Below are 16,710 nucleotides of genomic sequence, written 5' to 3' on the forward strand. Positions count from 1 at the left end.
CCATGGCCGTCCTCGAACTGGCCCAGGCCGCGCCGTTGCTCCAGCAGGAGTACCGGGAAGGCCGGCTCATTCCCTTCCTGGGCGCGGGCTTCTCCAAGCCGCTGAACCTGCCGGACTGGAGCGAGCTCATCGCGGCCATGGCGGAGCCACTGGGCTTCGAGCCGGAGCTGTTCATGAAGCATGGCAGCGCCGAGCAGCTCGCGGAGTTCTTCGCCGTGGCGCACCCGAACAACTTCGAGCGCCTCGTCTATGGCATGGCGCGGAAGTTCAACTCGGAGGAGGCCGCGCAGCTCCGCAAGGACTCTCCCACGCACAAGGCCCTGGCCCGCCTGGACCGGTGGCACACCATCTACACGACCAACTTCGACTGGCACATCGAGTGCGCGCTCAGGGAAGCGGGCAGGAAGGTCGCAGTGCTGGCCTCCTTCGTGGACTTCCAGGACGAGAAGGAGGCCGGTGCCTGCGATGTCATCAAGTTCCACGGCACGCTGGAGATGCGCAACACCATCGTCCTGTCGGAGAGCAGCTTCTTCGAGCGGATGGCCCTGGAGGATGCCGCGGACCAGCGGCTGCGGGCGGACCTGCTCAGCCACAGCTTCCTGTTCATCGGCTACAGCTTCAGCGACCTGAACATCCGCTACATCTGGTACCGCATGCACCAGCTCCGCCAGCGCAGCCAGGCAGGAAGCCGCGTGCCGATGAAGCCTCGCAAGTGTTTCTTCGCCACGCATGGCTCCGGGCCGGTCCAGCCGATGCTGCTCGAGCAGTGGAACATCGACGTCATCCAGCTCGACCCGGAGGACAAGACCGCGAGTGTCGCGGAGCTCCTGAAGTGCATCGGCGGGTGAGTGAAGGGGACGGGAATGAAGACTGCCTATTACCTCACGTCGAATGCCAACAAGCTCCGCGAGGTCGAGCACTTCTTCCAGGGCTCGTCGAAGCTGGGCTTCGTCAAGGTGCGCACGGGCGTCGTCGAGATTCTCGAGACGGACCTGAGGACGCTCATCCTGAACAAGGCCGCGGCGGCCTACGCCCGGGTCCGGTACCCCATCATCGTCGAGCATGGTGCCTTCGGTATCGAAGACCTCGGCGGGCTTCCGGGGACACTCATCCGGCCATTCTGGGAGACGCTCGGGGGAAGGCTCTGCGAGCTGGTCCGTTCCGACCGCAAGCGGGTGATGCTCCAGTCCGCGGTCTGCTTCTGCGATGGCAGGCAGCGGAAGGTGATTCTCAAGGAAGTGGAGGGGACGCTGGCGGATGCACCGCGCGGCAAGGGCGGCTTCCATTGGGACCCCATCTTCATTCCCAAGGGGCACACGAAGACCTTCGCGGAGATTGCAGAGGCCTCGCTGGACGACAAGCTGAGCCTCTCCGCCGCGGGGCTCGCCTATGCCGAGCTGAAGAAGGAGCTCGGCCTCTGACCGTCAGGCCAGGGCCATCGGCTCGCGGCGCATGCCGGACGCGCGGCGCAGGGGCTCCGCCCACCATGGCTCCTCGGAGAGGAGCACATCGCGCCCGTCCACGCGCGCCACCATGCCCCCGGGCGCCACCACGGAGAACCGCAGCGTGCGCCCGAGCGCGGAGGTGATCGCGGACATGGTGCTCTCGTCCTCGGCGGAGAAGCCGAGCGGGCCCTCGGGGTGGCTGTGCGCCACCTCCTCCAGCTCCGCCCGGTTCTGCCAGATGGCCTCCCACCGCTCGCGAGAGTCCGGCAGGAGGAACGGATTGTCGGACGCGTCGCTCCACAGCACGTCGCCGTCCCGGCCGATGAGCAGGCACACCTCTCGCGTCGTCATGACTTCCTCCCTCCCGTCTACGCGTGCCGCGTAATCACCAGCACGCCCGTGTCGATGGCCTCGCGGATGACGGACGGCAGGCTCTCCAGCGTCACCTCGCTGTCCGCGCCCGCGAGGCATACGCCCGCGTCCACCACCTGCAGCGACTGGGAATCCACGATGGAGATGAAGCGCTCGCCCATGAAGGCATACGTCACCTCCAACCGATTGCCGCCCAGCCGCCGCACGTCGCGCACCCGCGCGCCCGCGCTGTGAAGCGCCCGCTCCGCTCGCTCCACGCCATCCTCCTGCACCCCACGCCGCCCATGCCGCCCCGCCCGGCGCTGTGCCTCGGCCAGCACCTGCGTCGCGTACACCCGCGCCTCCGCCGCCTCGCGCTCCTCCCGCGTCCGCGCCACCTGCACTGCCTGCGCGCGCAGATGCGCCTCGCGCTCGGTCACCAGGTGACGCAGGCACTCCTCCGCCTTCGCGCGGCCGCCCTCCGCCACGTCCAGCACCCGCGCACGCACCTCGGCCGGCGCGAAGCGGATGGCCAGCGCCCGAGACGCCCCCTCCAGCAACGCGTAGCCGAACGCCGCCCGCAGCGCCGCGCTCACGCCCTTCGCATCAGAGAGGGACTGGCCCTCCTCCAGCGCGCGGCGCGCCGCGTCCTCCGCCTCGCCCTCGAACTCCAGCCCGTCGAACAGCAGCGAGCCGTCATGCCACCGCCGGGCGCTCACCAGCGCCAGCCGCGGTGGCTCCTCCTCCGGCATCAACTCCATGGGCTCGGCCACCGCGCCCTCGCGCACCAGCCGGCTGCCCCACACATGACCCCGCACGCGCGGCAGCCCGTCCAGGCCCTCCGGCCCGGCCGGCTCGCGCGCCGTCGCCACGCGACCCTGCACCTCGAAGCGCCACCACCCCGGGCGGACCGGGGTGGCGACACGGAGGCGGCGCGAGGGGGCATCCACGGTGCCGCCGCCAAAGTACGGCAGCACCGCCGACTCCACCTTCCCGAGGAACTTCCGGTAGTCCACGCCGCCTCCTCCTTCCTCACTGCAACCGCTGTGACGTCACGCCACCTTCAGCAGCGGCGTGCGCATGACGCGCTCCACCCACCCGGACTGCACGGTGGTGGCCACGCCCTGTGCCGCCGGCGCGTCCAGCAGCGCCTTCAGCACGCGCGGCACCTGGTAGGGGTCCGCGAACTGGTCCACGTTCACCTCGCTGAACGGCACCTTCAGCTGCCCCGCGCACGTGCGCACCGTGTTGCCGCGCGCACCCGCCACGGAGACCAGCAACGCCATGGCCGCCACGGTGTAGCCGAAGTCGCGGAACGCCCGGGCGAACTGGTCACCCGCCTCGCCCGCCTCGTCGCCCACCACGATGACCACCAGCTTCGCCCCCTCCGGCACCCTCACGCCGTCGCGGTGCAGTGCCTGCAACGCGGCCGCGTGCGTCGTGCCGCCCGCCGCCTTCAGCCCGGCCAGCATGTGCTGGACGGCGGTGCGGTTGGCCGCCTTCGGCTTCAGCACCGTGCCCATCGTGTCGAACGCCGCGATGTGCAGCTTCTCCATCGGGAAGCCCGCGAGGATGCGCGCCAGCGCCTCCTTCGAGTTCTCGATGGCCCCCTCCATGGAGCCCGACTTGTCGATGAGGAACATCACCCTCACGTCGGTCTCCGCCGTCGCCTCCGCCACCGCGTTGCGTGCCGCGTTGTCGCTCGCCTCCTCCAGCTTCTGACGCAGCACCTCGCTGCGGACGTTCTTCGCGATGTTCAGCGCCCGCTGGTCCGTCGCCGTCTGCACGGCCTTCTCCCAGCGCGCACGCACCGTGGGCTCCGCCAACAGCCCCAGCTCCTCGAGCGTCGGCGTCATCAGGCGCAAGTCCCTGTCCGACAGGGACGGGAGCAGGGCCGCCATGATGGCCGGCGTCATCCCCACGTCCTTCGGCAGCCGGCCCACGACCTCCTTGTAGGAGAGGCGCTCGTGCTCGACCCACTCGCAGATCTCCGCCTCGGACAGGCCGTCGAAGCGCTCGCGCTTGACCAGCGTCAGGCCGCTCAGGCCCACCGTGCGGTGCCCCTGCGCGGACTGCTTCTGCTTCCAGCCGAGCACCTCGAAGAAGCCCTGCGTGGCCGGCTTGTAGCCCGCCTTGCGCGCCAGCTTCTTCAGCGTCTCCTTGTACCCGGCCTTCACCAGACCCTGGAGCATCGGCAGGTTGGCCTCACGCGCCGCCAGCCACTTGGACGCCACGCGCTTCCAGCGGCCCAGCGGCGCCTTGCGGGACGCGGGGTCACCGAAGCCCGCCTCGCGGTTGAGGCGCGCGATTTCCGGCTGCTCGAGCAGCTCCGCCACCCGCAGCACCGCCTTGGGCGTCAGCATGCGCGTGGACTTGCGCTCGTAGTGGAGCACCATGGCCTCGCCGATGGCGCGCCAGTCGTCGTCGTGGAACGCGACCTGGCCGTGGTCGTCGCGCACGGGCTGGCCCGCGTGCTCCTGCACCAGCATGAGCGCGCACGTGGCCACCTTCAGGTCACGCCAGTCCGTCTGCGTCAGCGCGTACGACGCGAAGTGCGCCATCAGCTCCGCGTTGAGCTTGTAGATGTCCAGCAGCTGCCGGTACAGCCGCACCGCCGCCGGCACGAAGAGGCCCGGCTTCACCGGCCGGCCCGCGGCCTTCTGCGCCGGGGTGGCGTGCGCCGCCGCGTACCACGTGCCATTCACGTCCAGCCCGGGCCGGTTGTGCCACAGGTGCGCCGAGCCCCCGAGCACCAGGTCCAGCAGCCGCTCGGCAGGGCCGCGCTGCGCCTCGGGCAACAGGTTCGTGTTCTGCGTCGGGTTCGTCATGGGTGTCCCCCTTTCGGGACGTGCCGCGGGTCAGGCGCGGGGCGGACCTCTCGCGTGAGGGGCGAGGGGAGTGCACCGCGCGTGGTTCTCACGTGCGCCCTTCACGTCAGCGAAGGCACGCGCGTGGAAGTGGTGAAGAGAGAGGAAAAGACGCGCCTGAGTGACGAGGCCGGTTGAACCTCTGGATCCCAAATCCAGCGCTCTCCCATTGAGCTACAGCCGCATGGAGCGGCTGGCGGGATTCGAACCCGCACCTCTTTGCGTGTAGGACCCCGTCGGCCGGGCGCGAAAGCTGTCAGGTGCTCACGAGTAGACGCACACGTCGCCGTGCACCGGGAACTTCGCCACGTCTTTGCCGCCCCGGTATGCATTCCGGGCCGGCACCGAGACGAGCTCCCAGGTGGGGAGCACCACGGCCGTCAGTGAGCGGCCGTACACGCAGCCGGTGTCGATACCCACCGCGTGCTCGGTGACGAGCGGCTTGTCGAAGACGGTGTGGCCGAAGATGACCCGCTCCGGGCCCTTCCAGTGGTGCGTCCAGAATGTCCACCCTTCGGGCGCCTTGGAGGGCCAGAAGCTCTTGGTGGACGGCGGCTGGATGCACTGCACGTGGAGCAGGTGGTAGGGGTCCTGCGCCTCGACCGTCCGGTCGGGCAGCATGCCGGCGTGGACGACGATGGCGTTGTGCTCCGGCAGACGGATGAAGTGGGGCAGGCCCGCCATCCAGTCGTAGTGCTCCGGGTCGAGGACACGGCGCGTCTCGAGGTGGTCCGGCAGCAGGCGCTCGTCCGGCCGGCGGCGCTGCTGGAGGTGCTTCTCCTCGTGGTTGCCGAGGATGGCCTCGTGCCGCATGGCCAGCTCCACGCACTCGCGCCGCTTCGGGCCCCGGTCCACCAGGTCCCCCGCGAAGATGATGCGGTCGCTGGAGGTGGCCCCGACCGTGTCGAGCAGCTCCAGGGCCTCGTCGAGGCAGCCATGGAGGTCTCCGATGACGATGGTGCGGGCGGACATGACACGGGACTCCGGAAAGAGATTGAGCGCCCGAGTGAAGAAGCCGGTTGATGCTGACGTGACAGGTCAGTGTCGGACCGCCGACTTTCACCTACCGGGGTAGATGCGTGGAGTCGAACCACGGCTTGTAGGGCCGCTTCGGCCGGGCGCTCGAAAGCGATGCGGGCAGGGACGCGGCTTTCTGGCGTTCCTGACGGGGCCATTTCCGGGGGGCCGGGCGCGTTTTCCTCCTTAGATGGCCCCGAGAGACATTTTGTCAGGAAAAAGGCGCGGGGGGCGTCGGCCCCCTGGAGGTTGAAGGTTTCGTCTCGGAGGCTGCCTGCGGATGCCAACGTGGTACCTTGCCGCGCCACATCCCTGTAACCCCATCTCCCGGGAGGGGACTCCCGGCGCAGGCCTCAGGTCCTTCCGGTGTACGAGCAGCTCACGGATGACGAATTGTTCGCGGAGGTGGTCCGCCGCCGCGCCGCTGGCGAGCCCGTCGGGGGCCCCCTCGGTTCGTTGGTGGACCGGTGGGGCCGCCCCGCGCGCTATGTCATCAGCAAGATTCAGGCGAGCTACGGCCGCGGTTCCCCGGCGGACGCGGACGAGCTCTTCCAGGACGCGGTGGGGAAGTTCATCGACCGCGGCCTGGACCAGTTCCGGGGCGTCTCTGAACAGATGCCCGGCCGGAGTGCGTCTCCCAAGACGTTCTTCCTGCGCATCGTCAAGCACGTGGCCATCGACTTCTACCGGCGGCACCGCGAGGAGCTCGCGGCGCCTCCGTCAGACCCCGATGACGCCATGGAGGAACCGCCCTCCGAGGTGGCCCGCGCTGTCGAGGCAGGCAAGCGTCGCGAGGAGCGCGCCGAGGCTCAGGAGCTGTATTGGGCCGCATTTGCCCGACTCCAGCAGGAGCATCCGAAGGAGGCCTCTGCCTGGGAGCTGTACCACCACGAAGACGTCGAGGATCACGAGGAATGTGCTCGGCGCCTGAACATCACGGTGGTCAACTCCTACAAGCGCGTCAGCCGCGCGCAGGCCTACCTCAAGCTCTACCTGCTGGATCTCCAGCGCGAGACGCAAGGGGAGGAAGCGTGAGCCTCCTTCCCGGCCATACCCCGGGTTACCCAGGAGGATTCAATCCATGAACGACGTACTGTCCCGCTATTCCGCCCGCCGCTCCGTGCTGTCCTCGACGAAGTCATCTCCCGGTGAAGTTCTGGAGGTTGCGGGAGATTTGCTGCGGCGCTCTTCTCGGGTCGGTATCGAAGGTGTGGACGCAGCTCTTCGTGGATTGGGTCGTCCCCAGGTCGAAGCGTGGTTGAAGGCCCAGAAGCCGCAGTCGTTGCAGCCGGTGCTGTTGAGGGCCGCGGAAGAAGCTGTCGAAGTTGCGCTGGATGGGGGGGAAGAGGCGGAGATGTGGAGGGCCTCGGCGATGGAGGGAATCGCCGCCCGCGACAGGGCCGCCTCCGCCGCCCGCGCACTGGCCGCCTGGGAGGCACTTCATGGCGGACTTCAGGGTGACTCCGCGCAGCTCCGAGATTCATATCTCGCCGCGCTCGGGACGTTGGACTCATCACTCCGCCCGAGAGCCCGTTGGTTCATCCCGTTGAATCCGCAGCGTCGGCAGGAGCGCGACCTTCTCGAGCCCGCCGAGCAGGACACGGCCTGGTGGTTCTCCGCCCGGGCCGGCTGCGATGACCTGGTGGCCACCTGGACGGGGCAGCCCCAGACACTGACCGCTCACCTCCAGGATTGCGTTGATTGCCGCGCGGACATGGCGGATGCGGCGCCCGTGGATGCGCCCCCGCGCCGTCACCTCACCGCGGACGACCTCTGGCGCTTCGACATGGGGCTGATGTCCGAGGACGAGCGCTCCAAAGTCGACGCGCATACGGCCCGCTGCGGCGAGTGCGCCCAGGCCGTGCTGGCGCTGGGCGAGGGCGAAGAGGCGATTGACGAGGCCCTCGACATGGAGCTGGAGGAGGGCGCCGTGGGCCGCGCCGCGCGCAGCTCCCGCGCTCCGGTGTCGCATCGTCCGTCCGCGGCACGTCACCCGGAGCAGCGCGAAGTACTCGACGAGCGTCGCGACTTCCGAGTGGTGCTGGTGCGCGAGCGCCAGCGCGTCCGCCTCCTGGTGCAGCCCCTGTCGGGCCGCGCGGTGACGGCGGCGGTGTTCCTCAGTCCCGGCCGGCCCTCGCTGAAGCCCACGAGTGGGCCCGAGGGCATCTCCTTCGATTTGACGACGGCGTCCTCCACCGGCGCGCACTCTGCCCACCTCTCGGTGCAGGCGGGCAGTGAGACGCTGGAGCGCGACTTCTCCTTCTGACTGAAGAGAAGGACTGCGGCTCCGGATGACGGGGCCCGTGAGACACGGGCCCCTCGCACTCACGGGGAGTCGGTGCCGTTGACGCCGCGCTCGGTGTCGAGCGCCTGCCGGCTGCGCACCGGCGGCTGCGGAATGGGGAACGTCTGCGGCGGCAGCGTGGCGCGGAAGCCGTTGGCCAGCAGGGCCACCACGAGCTGCGCCGTCGGCGGGCGGGTGCTCAGCGCCGCGCCGCACACGTCAATCTGGTCCGTCACGCGGGGCCCCTCGCTGACCTGGTAGCGGTTGCACGTGGCGTCCACCTGCGGGCTCTTGTCGCGCGGCAGCTCGCGCGTGAGACGGCCCCAGCGCATGACGAGCTTCTCCGGCGAGATGAGGATGTTCACCGGCTCTCCGCCCCACGTCCCGTCGACGAGCGTCTTGGGCCCGCCCGCCTTCACCTTCAGGTCCACCGCGCGCTGGCCATAGGTGCCCGTCACCTCGATGCCGTGCTCGTAGATTTCCTCGGAGAGGATGCTCACCCAGACGCCGTCCTTGCGCTTGGTGTACGGCTTGTCCGTGGCGACGCGGCCATGGTTGAACCAGACGTCGCCCACGCGGCCCATGGGCACCTGGTCGTTCTTCGCCACGGGGAAGGGCTCGTCATCCAGGCCGGCGGGGCCGGTGGAGGCCACCACGGGGCGCGAGGCCAGGAGGTCCGTCACCGGCACCGCGGCGTCCACCATCTCGAAGCGCACGCCGTCCAGCCAGGCCTGGCCGGTGCCGCTCATGATGAGGCCCGCCATGATGGCGGTGGCCTCTTTCGGCACGTCCAGCACCACGTCGTAGCGCTTGCAGCCGGCGGTGCCCACGAGGGCGCGCGACTGCATGTTGTCGAAGGCGAGGGGCTGCTTCGCGTCCGGCCCCTCCACGCGCATCCACAGGCCGGCCCAGCCGTCCACGTCCTTGATGCGCACCATGGCGGAGAAGCGCAGCCGCTTGCCGCGGTAGTCCTGCGCGCCGAAGACCTGCATGAAGGTGCCGTAGCCGTTCTCGTCCTGCGTCAGCGAGCGGAGATAGGCGCTGCGCGAGCCCTCGCAGGTGGAGGCAGTGTCCACTCCCGCCTCGTAGCGCTTGGGCGCGCTCTCCGTGACGTACCAGCCCACGGGCAGCTTCTGGGCGCTGCCCGACGGCTGCGCCCCGGCCGCGGTGGCGGCCAGCGCGAGCAGCAGGGCGGCGAGTTTCTTCCGGAAGTCCATGACGTGGGTCCTCACAGCGACACGGGATGGCGCGCGCTCAGCGCACCCTCGGGGAGGCCGGTGCGGGCCTCATAGCGCGGCACCTCGCCCGTGCCCCAGGGATTCTGGACGAGCAGCCCGCGCTCCGCCGCCTTCGCCGTGCATGAGTCCTGGGTGGCCAGGTCCGGGCATGCGACGACGATGGCCTGCGGCACATTCACCTCCAGCTCCAGCGCGGGCGAAGTCAGAGCGCCGGCGCCGCCGCCGGATGGGTGGTGGCCGCGGCCGCCGGGCAGCAGGACCAGGGCCAGCGACGCCGCCGCCGCGAGCGCCGCGCCGACCGCGCCCGCCGCCGCGCGCCGCACGTGCCAGCGGGCGGGGCGGATGACGCGGTCCTCCCGAGGGAACGCCTGGGCCACCTCCTCGAGCTGCTCGGAGAGGACGGCCTCCTCCTGCAGCAGGCGCGCGCACGGCTCGCATTCGAGCGTGTGCGCCTCCAGCGCGGCCGAGGCCTCGGGTGACAGCGCCCCCAGGATGTATTGCTCCGCGGAGTCGCGGGTCAGGTGGGGCTTAAGCATGGGTCTCCTCCTCGAGCGCGGACCGCAGCTTCTTGCGGACCTCGCACAGGATCTGTCGGACACGCTGGACGGACAGGCCGACCCGCGCGGCGACTTCGGCATGGGGAAGCTCCTGGCCGTCACAGGCCAGGAGGAAGACGGTTCTGGCGCTGGGCGACACCTGCGCCAGCGCGGCATGGGCACGCGAGAGCTGCTCCTCCGAGAGGAGTCGACGCTCCGCGGACACGGAAGGGTCCACCGGGTGCTGCCGCTCCGGCAGCTCCTCCACCGCCCCGGAGATGGACTCCCGCCGGGAGCGGCGGGCATCGTCCGCGGCCAGGAAGGCCGCCTGGGTGAGCGCGAGGTTGGGCAGACGCAGCTCCGTCAGCAGCCCCCGCTGCTGTTGTTGGATGAGCCGCGCCCACGTCTCCTGGGCCAGCTCATGCGCCCGGTCCACCCGGACGCCTTTTGCGAGCAGCGATACCACGACACGCCGGTGGTGGCGTGCCACCAACGCGTCCCAGGCCGCCCGGTCGCCGGCCAGCGCGCGCCGCGACAGGGTCTCCTCATCCCCCACGCGCGGCGCTTCGGCTTCCACTGGCTCCTCGGCTTCCTTTGGCATCCGAAGCGTCATCCGCAGGCCCTGCACGGCTGCACTCATGCCGTCTTCCCGTCGCTCTGAGGCGTCTCCGGGAAGGGTCTGCTCCCCGGTGCCGGGGTAACGTGTGTCCGTGGCGGACATATCGTCGGCGGGTGTCGGGAGGATGTGGGGCGGGGTGGGCAAAGGTCAGTTCGAGGCGGGGCTCTCGCCGTTGGGCCAGGGGAGGTTGGACAGCTTCACCACGCCCTGGCAGCGGGCGCACTCGCGGCCCTGGCTGTCGTAGGCGCGGGCGGTGGCGAAGAGGAGGGAGACGCTCTTGTTGCTGACCTCCGCCTCCACGCGGCAGACGTCGCCGGTGACGGCGCGCTCGAAGTTCATGGACAGCTGCACGGTGGCGCAGCGGCGGCTGGGGTCCACCAGGGCGCCGCTGCAGCCGATGGCGAGGTCGAACATGGCCGCGAGCGTCAGGCCGTTGACGGCCGCGCCGCTGCCCAGGCCCCCGCGGTGCTCGGGGCGGAGCTCGGGGACGGTGACGAGCACTTTCCTTCCCTCCGGAAACGACAGGTGCGCACCGAAGTGACGCAGGGTGAGGCTGCGGTTGAACTGCTCGGCGTAGCGGTCCAGGTCGGCCTGGGCGGGCAGCCGGGAGGGGGGGCCGGACGGGGTGTCGGACATGTGCTGTCCACTTATACCCGAGCGCCCGCCGCAGGGGGACCGGGCAGGCGGAGGCGTGCGTGGTGGAAGGACGCCCACCGGAGGAGGAAAGACGTTAGAAGCAGGGGTTCCCTTTCGAGTCCTCCGTGAACCCCCACGAATCCGTCCTCCTCGAAGACCTGAACCCGCCCCAGCGCGAGGCCGTGCTGCACGGCGACGGTCCCCTGCTCGTCCTGTCGGGCGCCGGCAGCGGCAAGACGCGCGTCATCACCCGCCGGGTGGCGCACCTGGTGATGGTCCGCCGCGTCTTCCCGTGGCGCATCCTCGCCGTCACCTTCACGAACAAGGCCGCGCGGGAGATGCGCGAGCGCCTCACCCAACTGCTCGGCTCCCAGGCGAACGACCTGGTGGTGAGCACCTTCCACTCGTCGGCGGCCCTGATTCTGCGGCGCGAGGCGGAGCACGTGGGCCTCACCCGCTCGTTCGTCATCTACGACGACGGGGACCAGCTCAACGTGGTGAAGCGGGCCATGCGCGACGCGGGCATCGAGGTGCCCATGCAGCCGCGCGAAATCCTGCACCGCATCGACCAGGAGAAGAACGCGGCGCGCCTGCCAGAGCACATGCAGGTGGAGCCGGGCGACGAGCGCGGCCAGCTCATCCGCAAGGTGTACGCGGCCTACCAGGAGCGCCTGCGCACGGCGAACGCGGTGGACTTCGGAGATTTGCTGCTCCTGCTGGTGACGCTGTTCCGCACGCGGCCGGACGTGCTGGAGAACTACCGGCGCCGCTTCCACCACGTGCTGGTGGACGAGTTCCAGGACACCAACCCCGTGCAGTACGCGCTGCTCAAGCAGCTCGCGCCGCCGCCGTCGGCGAACCTGGTGGTGGTGGGTGACGACGACCAGTCCATCTACCGCTGGCGCGGCGCCAACGTGGACAACATCCTCGAGTTCCCCCAGCAGTACCCGGGCGCGAAGGTGGTGAAGCTCGAGCAGAACTACCGCTCGGACCAGAACATCCTCACGGCCGCGCACGAGGTCATCAGCAAGAACACGCGGCGCATGCCGAAGAAGCTCTGGTCGGACCGGCAGAAGGGCGAGACGCTGAGCCTGCTGCTCAACCGCGACGAGCGCGCGGAGGCGCAGGAGGTGGCGCGGCAGATTCTGGCGCTCCAGCGGGAGGGCTTCATCAAGTTCTCCAGCATGGCGGTGTTCTACCGGGTGAACGCGCAGAGCCGCGTGCTGGAAGAGGCGCTGCGGCTGGCGCGCATCCCGTACACGCTGGTGAGCGGGCGCAGCTTCTATGACCGGGCGGAGGTGCGCGACGCATCCGCGTACCTGCGGCTGATGGTGAATCCGCGCTCGGACGCGGACCTGCTGCGCATCATCAACACGCCCGCGCGCGGTATCGGCGACACCACGGTGGAGCGGCTGACGGACCACGCCAACGAGAAGGGCGTGAGCCTGTACGAGGTGCTGGCGCAGCCGGAGGAGATTCCCTCGCTCAACTCCACGGCGGTGAAGCGGCTGAAGGTCTTCCGCAACCTGCTGTCCTCGCTGGCCTCCTTCGCGAAGGACGCGAAGGACGCGGCGAGCGCGGTGGACGAGATGCTGCGCGAGACGAAGCTCGTGGAGACGCTCGTGGCCGAGGGCAGCGACGAGTCGCAGACGCGCGCGGAGAACCTGAAGGAGTTCCTGGGCGCCGCGCAGGAGTTCGACCTGAATCGCGCGGCCGCGGCGGTGCAGGCCGCGCAGAACGCTCCGGCGGAGGTGCCTGCGGAGGTGGACGCGGCGCCGCTGACGGCGGACACGCCTCCGCTGCAGGCCTTCCTGGAGCAGATTTCGCTGGTGGGCGAGGCGGACGCGGAGGTGGGGGATGGCCGGGTGGCGCTGATGACGCTGCACGCGGCGAAGGGCCTGGAGTTCGACGCGGTGTTCCTCACCGGCCTGGAGGACGGAGTCTTCCCGCACTCGCGCGCCCTCAAGGGCGAGGACCCGGACGACAGCGAGGACATGGCCGAGGAGCGGCGCCTCTGCTACGTGGGCTTCACGCGTGCGCGCAAGCGGCTCTTCGTGAGTCTCGCGCAGTGCCGCTCGCTGTTCGGTGAGCTTCGCTACAACCCACCCAGCCGCTTCCTGCGCGACGTGCCCCCGGCGCTCTTCGGCATCAGCGAGCAGGACGTGCCCGAGCCGCCCCGGCCCGCCGCGGTGGCCCCGCGCAAGCGCACGTGGGACGAGGACGACGGGCCGCGCATCGACCGCTCGTACTCGCAGGCGTCGGACATGGACGGCGTGACGGGGGACGTGCGCGGCATGCGCGTGCGTCACGAGCAGTTCGGCACCGGCCGCGTGGTGTCCACGGACGGCAGCGGGCCGAATGCGAAAGTCACCGTGGAGTTCGGCGGAGGCGTGGGCCTCAAGCGCGTCATCGCCCGCTTCCTGATTCCGGGGTGACTCCGGGCCTGACGGCGCTCACTCCTCCGGAGGCTTCAGCCGCCACGCCATCACCCGCCCGTCGAGCCCCAGCACGAAGAACTCGTCGCCCAGCACCACGGGCGCGGTGCGCAGCGGCGTGTCCGTGCGCAGCGCGAAGGCGCGTTCCCACGCGGGCGGCTTCAGCGCGAGGAGCCGCCCGTCGCGCCCGGCGGTGGGCACGAGCAGCAACTCCCCGCGAATCGGCGTCACTCGCGAGAGGAGCGGGTCGGGCAGGGTGACGCGCGCCACCTCCCGGCCATTCTCCCGGTCCACGCCCAGCAGCGTGGGGGATGTCCCCCCGGCCCCGACCCACAGCGTCCCCAGCGCCATGGCCGGGGGACTCGTGAGGCCGTCGGCCATGGACTGCTCCCACAGGGGGCTGCCGTCCTTCACCCGCAGCGCCAGGAGCCGCCCCGGCCGCATGCTCACGTAGACGGCGTCCCGCCACGCCTCCAGCCCCACCACGTCCCGCACGTCCCGCGCCCAGGCCTGCGTCCCGTCGCCCATGGACAGGGCCACCAGCCCCGTGCTCCCCCGCGCCACCACCAGGAGCCCTTCCGCCAGCACGGGGGCCGGAAGGCCGCGGGGACTGTCCGGCGCGGGCCCGGTGGCCTTCGGAGCGGCGGAGCGCCAACGCACCTTTCCCGTGTCCACCGCGTGCGCGCGCACGGCGCCATCCGGGGCCACGAAGTACACGGAGGTCCGTGCCTCGTCCGTCACACCAGGAGTGAGGACGGGAGGCTCGCCCGTGACGCGCCAGCGCTCCGCGCCGTCCTCCAGTCCCAGACGCACCACGTCACCCGCCACGGTGCCTACGATGACGCTGTCGCCCACCACCACGGGCCGTGTGGCCACCTCCCGGCCGAGCGACACCCGCCACACCACGCGTCCGTCCCGGTCCAACCGCACCACCACGCCGGCCTCGTTGCCGGTGATGACGCCATCCGCCACGGCGGCCAGCCCGGCGCGAGACGACGCGTCGGTGGAATACCGGAAGGCCGAATCCGCGGGCTCCCGGCACCCCACGGCCGCCACCAGTGTCAGCGCCAGGGCTGGCAGCAGGGGCGTGCATGGACAGGCGCGGGGCGACATGGTTTGGAGGATGGCGCAAGGAAGGAACTTCGACCATGCCTACCATTCGTGAAGACGAGTTTCCCAGCGCGACCGGCATCCCCTCCTCCGCCCGGCGGACGGACTTCGTGCCGCCCCCGACGCTGGCGGTGACGGAGGAATTGCTCCTCGCGCTCCCCAAGACGGACCTGCACTGCCACCTCGACGGCTCCATGCGGGTGAAGACGATTCTGGAGCTGGCCGAGCAGCAGAAGGTGAAGCTGCCCGCCGACACCGAGGACGGCCTCGCCAAGGCCATCCACATGGGCGAGGTGTGCAAGAGCCTGGAGGAGTACCTCGTCGCCTTCGACGTGACGCTCTCCGTGCTCCAGACGGCGGACGCGCTCTACCGCTCCGCGTACGAGCTGGCGGTGGACGCCGCCGCGGAGAACGTGCGCTGGCTGGAGGTGCGCTACTCCCCCGCGCTCCATCTCCAGAAGGGCCTGAAGATGACCACCGTCATCGACTCGGTGCTGGAGGGCCTGCGCGCCGCCAAGCGCGAGACGGGCATCAAGTGCGGCGTCATCGTCTGCGGCATCCGCCACATCAACCCGCAGACGTCCATGCGCCTGGCCGAGCTGTCCGTGGCCTACAAGAACCGCGGCGTCATCGGCTTCGACCTCGCCGGCGCCGAGGCGAGCTTCCCCGCCAAGGACCACCGCGACGCCTTCCAGCTCATCCTCAAGAACAACGTCAACTGCACCGCGCACGCGGGCGAGGCCTACGGCCCCGAGTCCATCTCCCAGGCCATCCACAACCTGGGCGCGCACCGTATCGGCCATGGCACGCGCCTGCGCGAGGACGGGGACCTCCTCAACTACGTCAACGACCACCGCATCCCCTTGGAGGTCTGCCCCACGTCCAACGTGCAGACGGGCGCGGTGTCCAGCCTGGCCGCGCACCCGCTGAAGTTCTACTTCGACTACGGCCTGCGGGTGACCATCAACACCGACAACCGCCTCATCACCGACACCACGGTGACGAAGGAGCTGTGGGTGGCGCACAAGGAGCTGGGCCTGTCGCTGGAGGACCTGACCACCGTCATCGTCTCCGGCTTCAAGAGCGCCTTCCTGCCGTTCCGCGAGAAGCAGGACATGCTGCGCGCCGTCAACCAGGAGATTGCGACGACGCTGGCCGCCTTCGACAAGAAGCGGACGGCGATGAAGCAGCCGGCGTGATGGCGTAGCTTCCTCGCGCGAGGAGGCGCCAGCACGTCCAAGCCTGGCGCCAGCGAAGGAGAGGACACGTGGACCTGGAGCTCGGTGGCAAGGTGGTGCTGGTGACGGGGGGCTCGGACGGGCTGGGGGCGGCGGTGGCCCGGAGGCTCGTCCGGGAGGGCGCGAAGGTGGCGCTCTGCGCGCGGGGCGTCGAGCGCCTGGAGGCCACCGCGGCCTCCCTGCGCGCCGAGGGCGGGGACGTGCTCACCGTCCAGGCCGACGTGTCCAAGGCCTGGCAGGTGGAGCACTTCGTGGACGCGGCGCACGCGCGCTTCGGGCGGGTGGACGCGCTGGTGAACAACGCGGGCACCGCGGCGGCGCGGCCCTTCATGTCGGTGACGGACGTGGAGTGGGAGGAGGACCTCAACCTCAAGCTCTTCGCCGCCGTGCGCGCCGCGCGGCAGGCGCTGCCGCTGATGCGTGAGGCCGGCGGTGGCTCCATCGTCAACGTGTTGGCCATCGCTGGGAAGACGCCGGGGGCGCACTCCACGCCGTCGTCGGTGTCGCGCGCCGCGGGCATGGCGTTGACGAAGGCGCTGTCGAAAGAGTTCGGCCCGCATGGCGTCCGCGTGAATGCCGTGCTGGTGGGCATCATCGAGAGCGGCCAGTGGGTGCGCCGGGCCCAGGAGGTGGGCAAGCCGGTGGAGTCCTTCCAGACGGAGATGGCTCGCCACGCCGGAATCCCCCTGGGCCGCGTGGGCAAGGCCGAGGAGTTCGCGGACCTCGTCGCCTTCCTGCTGTCCCCGCGCGGTGGCTACGTCAGCGGCACCGCCATCAACGTGGACGGTGGTTTGTCCGCCTCCGTGTAGTCCCGTCAGGAAACGCCCCCGCTCCCGTCCGTGCACGGTGAGGACGGCCTTCGGGCCGTTCCGGCGACCGCGGCTGCTGAACCCTGGTCCCACCATCTCATCCGTCACGTCCCCTGGTACCGCGC

At 70.3% G+C, this 16,710-nt stretch carries 16 protein-coding genes; 7 read left to right on the forward strand and 9 right to left on the reverse strand.

Annotated elements, in window-relative coordinates; genetic code table 11:
• The first annotated feature begins 2 nt into the window (after window positions 1-2).
• Together ACVTJA_RS10750 and ACVTJA_RS10755 are read left to right on the forward strand one after the other, a co-directional pair.
• Entirely contained in the window at window positions 3-848 is an 846-nt protein-coding gene (locus ACVTJA_RS10750) for an SIR2 family protein (protein ID WP_465836125.1), read from the forward strand.
• Window positions 849-863: 15 nt separating this feature from the next.
• Window positions 864-1,421 (forward strand): non-canonical purine NTP pyrophosphatase, encoded by a 558-nt coding sequence (locus ACVTJA_RS10755; protein WP_465836127.1) that lies wholly within the window; start codon window positions 864-866, stop codon window positions 1,419-1,421.
• Window positions 1,422-1,424: 3 nt separating this feature from the next.
• Here the strand turns inward: ACVTJA_RS10755 and ACVTJA_RS10760 are convergent, their stop codons facing one another.
• The 4 genes from ACVTJA_RS10760 to ACVTJA_RS10775 all read right to left on the reverse strand — a co-directional run bounded on the left by ACVTJA_RS10760 (window position 1,425) and on the right by ACVTJA_RS10775 (window position 5,635).
• On the reverse strand, window positions 1,425-1,796 hold the full coding sequence (locus ACVTJA_RS10760; protein WP_465836129.1) for a hypothetical protein: 372 nt from the start codon (window positions 1,794-1,796) through the stop codon (window positions 1,425-1,427).
• A gap of 17 nt (window positions 1,797-1,813) precedes the next feature.
• A complete protein-coding gene (locus tag ACVTJA_RS10765) occupies window positions 1,814-2,812 on the reverse strand; it encodes a hypothetical protein (protein WP_465836131.1) in 999 nt (332 codons plus the stop codon).
• 36 nt (window positions 2,813-2,848) lie between these two features.
• Window positions 2,849-4,624, reverse strand: a complete 1,776-nt coding sequence (locus ACVTJA_RS10770; RefSeq protein ID WP_465836132.1) for a VWA domain-containing protein — start codon at window positions 4,622-4,624, stop codon at window positions 2,849-2,851.
• 303 nt (window positions 4,625-4,927) lie between these two features.
• Entirely contained in the window at window positions 4,928-5,635 is a 708-nt protein-coding gene (locus tag ACVTJA_RS10775) for a metallophosphoesterase (protein ID WP_465836134.1), read from the reverse strand.
• Between the two features lie 411 nt (window positions 5,636-6,046).
• Here ACVTJA_RS10775 and ACVTJA_RS10780 point away from each other — a divergent pair, with 411 nt between their 5' ends.
• Together ACVTJA_RS10780 and ACVTJA_RS10785 are read left to right on the forward strand one after the other, a co-directional pair.
• Window positions 6,047-6,715 carry an RNA polymerase sigma factor gene (locus ACVTJA_RS10780; RefSeq protein ID WP_465836135.1) on the forward strand — a complete coding sequence of 223 codons (669 nt, stop codon included), beginning with the start codon at window positions 6,047-6,049 and terminating at the stop codon, window positions 6,713-6,715.
• 46 nt (window positions 6,716-6,761) lie between these two features.
• Complete coding sequence (locus tag ACVTJA_RS10785) at window positions 6,762-7,946, forward strand: hypothetical protein (protein ID WP_465836137.1); 1,185 nt, start codon at window positions 6,762-6,764, stop codon at window positions 7,944-7,946.
• A gap of 59 nt (window positions 7,947-8,005) precedes the next feature.
• On the opposite strand, the gene ACVTJA_RS10790 is transcribed toward ACVTJA_RS10785, so the two are convergent.
• The 4 genes from ACVTJA_RS10790 to ACVTJA_RS10805 form a co-directional block, all read right to left on the reverse strand.
• Window positions 8,006-9,181, reverse strand: coding sequence for an AraC family transcriptional regulator (locus ACVTJA_RS10790; RefSeq protein ID WP_465836139.1), 1,176 nt, complete (start codon window positions 9,179-9,181; stop codon window positions 8,006-8,008).
• Window positions 9,182-9,192: 11 nt separating this feature from the next.
• Window positions 9,193-9,738: a zf-HC2 domain-containing protein gene (locus ACVTJA_RS10795; RefSeq protein ID WP_465836141.1), complete on the reverse strand. Its 546-nt coding sequence runs from the start codon at window positions 9,736-9,738 to the stop codon at window positions 9,193-9,195.
• On the reverse strand, window positions 9,731-10,378 hold the full coding sequence (locus ACVTJA_RS10800) for an RNA polymerase sigma factor (protein WP_465836142.1): 648 nt from the start codon (window positions 10,376-10,378) through the stop codon (window positions 9,731-9,733). Before ACVTJA_RS10800 ends, ACVTJA_RS10795 begins: the two co-directional genes overlap by 8 nt.
• Window positions 10,379-10,504: 126 nt before the next feature.
• A complete protein-coding gene (locus tag ACVTJA_RS10805) occupies window positions 10,505-10,993 on the reverse strand; it encodes a PaaI family thioesterase (RefSeq protein ID WP_465836143.1) in 489 nt (162 codons plus the stop codon).
• A gap of 125 nt (window positions 10,994-11,118) precedes the next feature.
• On the opposite strand from ACVTJA_RS10805, the gene ACVTJA_RS10810 reads away from it, so the two are divergent.
• Window positions 11,119-13,428 carry an ATP-dependent helicase gene (locus ACVTJA_RS10810; protein ID WP_465836144.1) on the forward strand — a complete coding sequence of 770 codons (2,310 nt, stop codon included), beginning with the start codon at window positions 11,119-11,121 and terminating at the stop codon, window positions 13,426-13,428.
• An 18-nt stretch (window positions 13,429-13,446) separates the two neighbouring features.
• On the opposite strand, the gene ACVTJA_RS10815 is transcribed toward ACVTJA_RS10810, so the two are convergent.
• Complete coding sequence (locus ACVTJA_RS10815; protein ID WP_465836146.1) at window positions 13,447-14,475, reverse strand: outer membrane protein assembly factor BamB family protein; 1,029 nt, start codon at window positions 14,473-14,475, stop codon at window positions 13,447-13,449.
• Between the two features lie 101 nt (window positions 14,476-14,576).
• Between ACVTJA_RS10815 and add the strand changes: the two genes are divergently transcribed.
• Both add and ACVTJA_RS10825 read left to right on the forward strand, forming a co-directional pair.
• Window positions 14,577-15,737, forward strand: coding sequence for an adenosine deaminase (add, locus tag ACVTJA_RS10820; RefSeq protein ID WP_465836148.1), 1,161 nt, complete (start codon window positions 14,577-14,579; stop codon window positions 15,735-15,737).
• A 68-nt stretch (window positions 15,738-15,805) separates the two neighbouring features.
• Window positions 15,806-16,585, forward strand: a complete 780-nt coding sequence (locus ACVTJA_RS10825) for an SDR family NAD(P)-dependent oxidoreductase (RefSeq protein ID WP_465836149.1) — start codon at window positions 15,806-15,808, stop codon at window positions 16,583-16,585.
• Window positions 16,586-16,710 lie beyond the last annotated feature (125 nt).

This window comes from Pyxidicoccus sp. M6 (genome assembly GCF_055568925.1).

Coding starts and splice junctions, on each gene's coding strand:
- ACVTJA_RS10750 (WP_465836125.1), top strand. CDS start 3: ATGGCCGTCCTCGAACTGGCCCAGGCCGCGCCGTTGCTCCAGCAGGAG.
- ACVTJA_RS10755 (WP_465836127.1), top strand. CDS start 864: ATGAAGACTGCCTATTACCTCACGTCGAATGCCAACAAGCTCCGCGAG.
- ACVTJA_RS10760 (WP_465836129.1), bottom strand. CDS start 1,796: ATGACGACGCGAGAGGTGTGCCTGCTCATCGGCCGGGACGGCGACGTG.
- ACVTJA_RS10770 (WP_465836132.1), bottom strand. CDS start 4,624: ATGACGAACCCGACGCAGAACACGAACCTGTTGCCCGAGGCGCAGCGC.
- ACVTJA_RS10775 (WP_465836134.1), bottom strand. CDS start 5,635: ATGTCCGCCCGCACCATCGTCATCGGAGACCTCCATGGCTGCCTCGAC.
- ACVTJA_RS10785 (WP_465836137.1), top strand. CDS start 6,762: ATGAACGACGTACTGTCCCGCTATTCCGCCCGCCGCTCCGTGCTGTCC.
- ACVTJA_RS10790 (WP_465836139.1), bottom strand. CDS start 9,181: ATGGACTTCCGGAAGAAACTCGCCGCCCTGCTGCTCGCGCTGGCCGCC.
- ACVTJA_RS10795 (WP_465836141.1), bottom strand. CDS start 9,738: ATGCTTAAGCCCCACCTGACCCGCGACTCCGCGGAGCAATACATCCTG.
- ACVTJA_RS10800 (WP_465836142.1), bottom strand. CDS start 10,378: ATGAGTGCAGCCGTGCAGGGCCTGCGGATGACGCTTCGGATGCCAAAG.
- ACVTJA_RS10805 (WP_465836143.1), bottom strand. CDS start 10,993: ATGTCCGACACCCCGTCCGGCCCCCCCTCCCGGCTGCCCGCCCAGGCC.
- add (WP_465836148.1), top strand. CDS start 14,577: ATGCCTACCATTCGTGAAGACGAGTTTCCCAGCGCGACCGGCATCCCC.